This is a genomic window from Mesorhizobium sp. P5_C1 (assembly GCF_054049815.1).
Window position 1 is genome coordinate 1 of the sequence record NZ_JBFULQ010000289.1, and the last position, 7009, is coordinate 7009.

Below are 7009 nucleotides of genomic sequence, written 5' to 3' on the forward strand. Positions count from 1 at the left end.
CCCTACAGCAACGAAAGCCGGCTAAGCTAGTTCCATGGCCAAGACACAAAAGAGGAAACCAGACCAAGCGCGCGAACTTATCGCGTTCCTCGGGGCTCAATTGGGCGTCGCTTAATACGAGAAGCCCGCTTTCTGACCAGAAACGCTAAACGCTAACCGCGCGGTTTTGATTTCGGTCCCGGCAAGCTTTCCGACGGGTTTGCGGACAATTTTGCGGATCGCCGATCACTCAGCCAAAGCGACCGCTTTTTTCTTGCCAGTAGCTCATCGCGATCATCATCCGCGTTCACTCGGCCATGCCTCGCAGCAATCGCATAGTCGGCTCTGTTCGTTCGATAGTCCGTATGGACAGTCATTGTTTGATCTCCCTAATGTGATCAACGCATCACGGCTCCGGGCGGTTCCGTATCTCAGTTTAGTGGCGTCGAAGGAAAATAGCCGGCGCCCTCGCTGGGAGGTTGCCTGAAAGGCGCCGGCCTGGCGGAGAAAGGTCCGCCGCCGCGGCAGGGTAGCTGAGTCTTGACGTCACGTCATGGCCGCAAGTGTCCCGTTTCGGGAATAACAGACTGGCATCCATCTTGCTGCGTGAAGCTTGCCGGCTGACCCCGGTCCTGATCGCGTACTCTGATCAGGTGTAGGCTCGCCGGGTTTGAGGTGGTTGGGGTCCTTGCCCGGCGAGTTTGCCGTAGACTAGGCATCGCTAATTTTAGCGAGCGCGCGGGAACAAAATTTCGCATCCATCGTTGAAAATGCGACCGGATGCCTGTCCCCCAATTCGTTGTGTCCGGCCTGTGTCAAAGGCCCGCTGCCCTGCCCCGGCGGCGGGCTTTTCCTTGCGCGATCAACAAGTAGGCGTTTTCGCCTAGTCTACATTGACAAAATAGGCGTTTTCGCATTTTCAATGATGACTACTTGTGTAAACGCCACCTTTTGGACAAAAAATGTGAAGACGCCTAGTTGCATAGCGAAGACAGACCACAGTATTGATAAAAAATATCTCTTGCGACTCGCCGGGTTTTATGTAATTATAGATGGTAAGGGTTAGGGGTTATCTACAAAAAAGGTCGAAGCAGCGGCGGACCAAGATTACTCTTGGCCGGGGTGGCAAGCCATGTCCAAGGCTTAAGCGCCCAAAAGCTTGCCAGCGATCTCCAGTCGCCTCTCTCCCCCGGCAGCCGGACCTTCCGGCGGAGGCCTGGAGAGGCCAAACTGGAGAACCGAAATGAACGCTCTTACCGACATTGTCGCCGAACCGCCGCCTCCTGAAGCCTGGCGCTTCAAGATAGGCCAGTGCATCTCACACAAAGACCAGATACTACCGTCGCTAGTTATGGGACGGGTTAGGACGACCAAGGGCCGCGAGGTGTACGGCGTGCGGTCCTTTATGCATGTGGATCCATGCCGAGACCGGATGATATTGGGAGACAGCTTGGTAAGCGTCTCGCCGGGTAGCCAGCCGTGCATGCAGTGCTTGCTGCATGAGACGGGGCTGTGTCCGGGGTGTGGGCAGAACGACGCCTGACCGCTCAGCACAGCAACGACAAAAGCCCGCTCCTGCGGGCTTTCTGTTGTCCGGTGGCGACGATAAAAAACCCGCTGCCGGGGGGGTGAGCAGCGGGTTTCTTTTACTAAGCTAGCCTTCAGGACAGGGGGATGCGTGGCTAGCTTGGCGCCGACCACAGCTGTGCAAGTGGATGGCCGACGGCTAGAAAACTACCCCCCGGCTAGGCCACCCCACAATTGCACAAGGGTATCGCCGTCATACGCGAAGGGGTTACGGGCATACGCGAAAGGGCGGGCTTTTTGTTGCTGGCTACAATGTGGCTAGAAATTTTATAGCCACCTCTGGGGGAAATGACTAAGCCTTTGTTTTGTTTGGTCGGAGTGGCCGGATTCGAACCGACGACCCCTTGACCCCCAGTCAAGTGCGCTACCGGGCTGCGCTACACTCCGGACCGGTCGCGATGTATCGTGATAACCCCGCCCGGGTCAACCGAAATTCGGCAGCGATCGCGCCGATGCGATCGCGGGTGCCGGCGAGCCTCTTAGCTAGCCTTTGCAGACAGCGACCCAATCGGCGCCGGTAAGGCCAACAACGCGCTGCGGTGCAGAGCCGCACGGCGGCGTTGGTGGCGCCGGCGGCGGGCACGACCTCGTCGAATTCGCGCAGCGATACGTCGCAATAGACCGGCAGCGGCGCCGGCAGGCCGAACGGGCAGACGCAGCCGACCGGGTGGCTGGTTGCCTCGACAACCTCCGCGGCGTCGAGCATGCGCGGTCACCTTGCCGCTCTCGATATCCTCAATCTCGTCGGCAGCCAGACCGCATATCAGGGAACGATTTTCCACATTGTAGCCGTGGGTTTCCCGCATTGCTCTGAGGGTGCTGCAATCTGGCCCACCCCTCTCCGAGAGAGTTGCCCGCCATATTAATCATGACTAATATGATAGTCGGAAGGGCCGAAGGTGGAGAGGTTCTTGGCAAGCCAGTTGGCCGCGATGCTGGTGGCGTCGGCAGGAGAATGCTGGTCCGAGGAGGGCCTACCTTACAAGCCGATCTCCGAAGAAACTTTGAGACTTGTCAGCACCCAGATGTATTCCGACATTCTGAGGCGAGCTTGCTTGCAAGGTCGACGCTATCCGAGAAGCCAAATTGAGAGCGGCTTCAAAAGGCACTTCCAGGAAATGAGACTGATATTGGTGGAGGATGGGTACACCATCGTGCCCAATGTGACCGAGAACAACTCATCCTGGTCTCTATCGGAGATGGAATTTGATGCCAAACGGCGCCTTGGTCTCCCATCCCAATTCGGCTGTTTTGGTGCATACTGGCTCAACGAAAATCGGGGCTGGTGACATGCTCCTCGCGCCGGGATTTGCCGGCGCGTCGGGGCCGAACCAATCGCGAAGCTTCACCAAAGTCGCGTCGGGGACATCATTCGGGAGCATCCGTATCCAATTTCCCCGCCGCTGATACAATGAGATCATGACGCTGCGGAAGCGGGCCCAAATGCTTGATCGGATTGCCCAGGAGGCAATCGCACTTCTCGGTACGGGACGACAGGTCCCGACCTTTTCCAGCCGCTTTCCCCAATTCGGCCTTACAGATGGATACGACGTCGCCACGAGCGTTCGCGCGGTACGGGGCGCCAGAGGCGAGAAGGTCGTCGGCCGCAAGATCGGCTTCACCAACCGCTCCGTCTGGAGCGGCTATGGCATTTCGGGGCCAATCTGGAACTACATGTTCGACAGCACAGTCGGCGATCTGCCGGAGAAGGGCGGAATGTACTCGTTGGCGGGCCTGGCCGAGCCACGCATTGAACCGGAAATCATCTTGCATCTGGGGAGCGTTCCAGATGTCTCCATGAGCGAGGATGAACTTGTCGGCTGTGTCGACTGGATTGCGCTTGGTTTCGAGATTGTTCATTCGATCTTTCCAGGGTGGGTTTTCACAGCCGCCGACGCCGTGGCCGCCTATGGCGTACATGCCAAGCTGTTGATTGGTGATCGGCAGCTGATAACGGAAAATCCCGCGATCTGGGCCGATCAGCTGTCAAGTTTTACGATCACGATCGAGCGCGGGGACGGCTTGGTGCGGAGCGGCGGCGGCGCCAGCGTGCTGGGAAGCCCCTTCAAGGCACTTCGCTTTCTTCTGGCGGAAATCGCAGCCAATTCCTCGAGCGACCCGTTGCGAGCCGGCGAAATCATCACGACCGGCACGCTCACCGAGGCGATGCCGGCAGTGGCTGGCGAAACCTGGACTACAGACGTCCGCGGGATAGCCTTGAAGCCGGTGCAACTCCAATTCCGATAGCCAGACGCAGCGCGGTGCAAAGCATTGCTTGATCGCTATTGGCAGACATCGACCCATTCGCCGCCAATGAGATCGACCATGCGCTGCGGGCTGAGCCGCACGGCGGCGTTGGTGGCGCCGGCGGCGGGCACGACCTCGTCGAATTCGCGCAGTGACATGTCGCAGTAGACCGGCAGCGGCGCCGGCAGGCCGAAGGGACAGACACCGCCGACCGGGTGACCGGTTGCTTCGATAACCTCCGCGGCGTCGAGCATGCGCGGCTTGCCGCCGAACTGGTCCTTGCACTTGCGGTTATCCAGCCTGGCGATGCCGCTGGTCACCACCAGCATGGTGCGCTCGCCGACGCGCAGGCAGATCGTCTTGGCGATTTGCGCCGGCAGCACGCCGTGCGCCTCGGCCGCCAGTGCCACCGTTGCCGAGCTCGCTTCGGTCACGATGACTTCGATGTCGGGCGCGTGAGCGGCGAAGAAGGCGCGAACGGATTCCAGGCTCATATCGAAAACCCATAGTTCAGGAATGTTGGACAGCGGACTGAGCTGCCGCGCGTATAAACACGTGCCACATACAATTCGACAAGCCCCGGCTCCGGCAGGGCGGCCGCCGCACCACAAAAACAAACCCGCCAAGGCTATTCCTTGGCGGGTTGTCGGGCATGCCTGTCGTTGAACTATGCCAGGGATCGACCTTGCGCGGCCGGCGTGTGCACAGCCGAAGCGATCAAAGCGTCCTGGGGAAGTCGAAGCGCGGACACAATACGACGCAGCTTCGACGGATCGGTCACCTTACCGCTCTCGATATCCTCAATCTCGTCGGCAGCCAGACCGCATGTCAGGGAAAGCTTTTCCACACTGTAGCCGCGGGTCTCCCGCATCGCTCTGAGGGTGCTGTAATCCGGCCCGATCTCATTGGCTACCGATTCGGAGAGGGCTTCGCTTTTTGCAGTGTTGGGCATTGGCAACTCCGTAAGCTGAAAGAGTTTGATCAAATGACGAAGTTGCCTGAGACGACCGGGAACATGCCCGCTCGCCAGCGATTTGCCAAGTACCAAACTGACCGTCACGCTCTCGTGAAGCAGGCGCCTTGCGCGGCCGGATCGCGCACACGTCGCGATCAAGTTGTTTTGACCGTGCAATCGCGCTTTGTCCGGCAGTTTCGACGCGCCCGTTCGTTATTCCCTGAGTCGCTGGCCTGAAAACCATCCGGTTCCAGCCAGCCGTTCCCGGAAGGATTTCTATAATGAACTTGAAGACAATCATCGTCGTGCTCGGCACGATTTCCAGCCTTTCCGCTGCCGGTGTCGGCGGTGCCCAAGCGGCGGACACGCTGCGCGTGCGCGGCACTGTGGCCAGTTTCGAGCCATCGCTGCTCACCGTGAAAACCCGCCAGGGTGATACCTCCGCCATCAAGCTCAATGCCGGCTGGAAGATATCAGGCATCGCCAGCGCATCCGTGAAGGACATCAAGCAAGGCGATTTCCTCGGCATCGCCTCCGTATCGAAAGCCGATGGCGGCAGCGGCGCGCTGGAAGTTGTGGTCTTTCCGGCAGCCTTGAAAGGCACTGGCGAGGGCGACCGCCCCTGGGACCTGCAGCCCAACAGCCGCATGACCAACGGCACCGTGGCCGACGTCACCGACATAAACGGCCGAGCCGTCACGCTGACCTATGACAATGGGCAGACGAAGGAGATTTCGATACCCGACACCACACCTGTCGTGACCTTCGCGCCGGCCACGCCGACCGACCTCAAGCCAGGTGCGACGGTCGTCGTCACGGCTGAGCGAGCGGCTGACGGCACGCTGAGTTCCGGCCGCGTGGTGGTTGGAAACAATGGCGTGGCCCCGCCAATGTAGGCAAAACAGGCGGGAAAGCATGGCCTTTCGGCCTTGGCGATGATGATGGTGGAAGCCCGATTTGCTTAGAAACAGTCGAGAAACAAAATTCTACAGCCGGGAAATAACGAGGAAAAAATTCAGGAGCGTAATCCCATTCGCGGCGATCGGGGTCATCGACTCGATCGACTTGCTAAAAAAGGAAAACGACCCATGAAGACGTCCCTCCTCTCGGCCCTCGGGCTTGCGGTTGCACTTGCTTTCACGGTGCCGGTGATCGGCGCGACGAGTGCKGATGCCGCTCCGGCCACGATGGCACAGCATCATCACCACCATCATCATCCCTACCATCCTGTCCATCACCGCCATCACTACCATCACCACTACCATCATCATCACCACGACATGAAGAAGGCCTAGGCATACCAGACTGCCAACGAGAAGACCGGCCTTGGCTGTTCAAGGCTGGTCTTCTCGTGGCAATGCGATACGATTCAGCGCCGGCTGAACAGCAGACTGGCAACGAGACCGACCATGACAAGGCCGACCGCGACGGCCGCGRCCGGATGGTCGCGCGCCGATTTCTCGACGACCCTGCCTTGCTTGCGTATGGCCGGCATCGCATCCCGCAGACGCCCTGCAAGATCGGCATAGGTGTCGAGCGCGGCATCGCGACCGTCTTCGTAATAGGCGCCGCCGCGTCTGGACACCGCCTTCTTCAGGCTGGCCAATTCCCTGGTGAGAGCCGCGACCTGCTTGTCGAGGTCGATGTCCGAGAGGGTCGAATATGATGCCATGACGTTTTTCCTTCAATTGCAGAAGGAAACGTAACGCCTCACGCCAAGGCGGGTTCCGGTTTTCGACCGGCCGACATTGCTCAGTTGGCGGTCAGCGCACCTGATCGAGCAGTCGCTTGCATTCCAGGAGGTCGAACAGCGCTTCCTGCAGCAGGGCGCGATTGTCGCGCGAGAGTTTCGACGCGTCCGGCTGAACCGGACCGTCCTCGTCGCTCTTGCCCAGGCCGAAAAAGCGGCGGCTGGGTTTGACGCGCGGCTGGCCAACCAGTTCGTCATCCATGCCGCGCGGCTGGGCCGCAGGCGTCAACAGCACTTGATCGGCCTGCCGGCGCTGCGAGATCGCCTCGACGGCGGCCATGTCGCCATTGCCGATGGCGACCAGGAAATGATTGCCGTTCTCGCGCAGCAGCTTCTGCACGCCCTTGATGGTGTAGCCTTGGTCGTAGAGCATATGGCGGATGCCCTTGATCAGTTCGACATCCTGCGGCCGGTAGTAACGGCGGCCGCCACCGCGCTTCATCGGCTTGATCTGATTGAAACGCGTTTCCCAGAAGCGCAGCACGTGCTGC

At 59.7% G+C, this 7009-nt stretch carries 8 protein-coding genes, 1 tRNA gene and 1 pseudogene; 4 read left to right on the forward strand and 6 right to left on the reverse strand.

What is annotated here, in order from left to right; genetic code table 11:
• Positions 1-1876 precede the first annotated feature (1876 nt).
• Both ACXJ7R_RS20650 and ACXJ7R_RS20655 read right to left on the reverse strand, forming a co-directional pair.
• Positions 1877-1953 (reverse strand) — tRNA-Pro (locus ACXJ7R_RS20650).
• A gap of 96 nt (positions 1954-2049) precedes the next feature.
• Positions 2050-2275, reverse strand: a pseudogene (locus tag ACXJ7R_RS20655) (YbaK/EbsC family protein); the annotation flags it as partial.
• 202 nt (positions 2276-2477) lie between these two features.
• Between ACXJ7R_RS20655 and ACXJ7R_RS20660 the strand changes: the two are divergent.
• The gene (locus ACXJ7R_RS20660; RefSeq protein WP_457153462.1) at positions 2478-2855 is read left to right on the forward strand and encodes a hypothetical protein; all 378 of its coding nucleotides are present in this window, start codon (positions 2478-2480) and stop codon (positions 2853-2855) included.
• A 130-nt stretch (positions 2856-2985) separates the two neighbouring features.
• Entirely contained in the window at positions 2986-3813 is an 828-nt protein-coding gene (locus ACXJ7R_RS20665) for a 2-keto-4-pentenoate hydratase (protein ID WP_457153463.1), read from the forward strand.
• Between the two features lie 35 nt (positions 3814-3848).
• Here ACXJ7R_RS20665 and ACXJ7R_RS20670 read toward each other — a convergent pair whose 3' ends face one another.
• Positions 3849-4307, reverse strand: a complete 459-nt coding sequence (locus tag ACXJ7R_RS20670) for a YbaK/EbsC family protein (RefSeq protein ID WP_457153464.1) — start codon at positions 4305-4307, stop codon at positions 3849-3851.
• A gap of 173 nt (positions 4308-4480) precedes the next feature.
• The gene (locus ACXJ7R_RS20675; RefSeq protein WP_095081186.1) at positions 4481-4765 is read right to left on the reverse strand and encodes a helix-turn-helix domain-containing protein; all 285 of its coding nucleotides are present in this window, start codon (positions 4763-4765) and stop codon (positions 4481-4483) included.
• 284 nt (positions 4766-5049) lie between these two features.
• On the opposite strand from ACXJ7R_RS20675, the gene ACXJ7R_RS20680 reads away from it, so the two are divergent.
• Both ACXJ7R_RS20680 and ACXJ7R_RS20685 read left to right on the forward strand, forming a co-directional pair.
• Positions 5050-5664 (forward strand): hypothetical protein, encoded by a 615-nt coding sequence (locus tag ACXJ7R_RS20680; RefSeq protein ID WP_457153465.1) that lies wholly within the window; start codon positions 5050-5052, stop codon positions 5662-5664.
• Between the two features lie 192 nt (positions 5665-5856).
• The gene (locus ACXJ7R_RS20685) at positions 5857-6063 is read left to right on the forward strand and encodes a hypothetical protein (protein ID WP_457153466.1); all 207 of its coding nucleotides are present in this window, start codon (positions 5857-5859) and stop codon (positions 6061-6063) included.
• A gap of 74 nt (positions 6064-6137) precedes the next feature.
• On the opposite strand, the gene ACXJ7R_RS20690 is transcribed toward ACXJ7R_RS20685, so the two are convergent.
• Positions 6138-6440: a hypothetical protein gene (locus tag ACXJ7R_RS20690; RefSeq protein ID WP_457153467.1), complete on the reverse strand. Its 303-nt coding sequence runs from the start codon at positions 6438-6440 to the stop codon at positions 6138-6140.
• 91 nt (positions 6441-6531) lie between these two features.
• Positions 6532-7009 (reverse strand): MerR family transcriptional regulator (locus ACXJ7R_RS20695; protein WP_457153468.1); only part of this gene is annotated, 478 nt, incomplete at its 5' end.

Excerpts from the sequence above, each read along its gene's own strand:
- ACXJ7R_RS20665 (WP_457153463.1), top strand. The coding sequence starts at position 2,986 with ATGACGCTGCGGAAGCGGGCCCAAATGCTTGATCGGATTGCCCAGGAG.
- ACXJ7R_RS20675 (WP_095081186.1), bottom strand. The coding sequence starts at position 4,765 with ATGCCCAACACTGCAAAAAGCGAAGCCCTCTCCGAATCGGTAGCCAAT.
- ACXJ7R_RS20680 (WP_457153465.1), top strand. The coding sequence starts at position 5,050 with ATGAACTTGAAGACAATCATCGTCGTGCTCGGCACGATTTCCAGCCTT.
- ACXJ7R_RS20670 (WP_457153464.1), bottom strand. The coding sequence starts at position 4,307 with ATGAGCCTGGAATCCGTTCGCGCCTTCTTCGCCGCTCACGCGCCCGAC.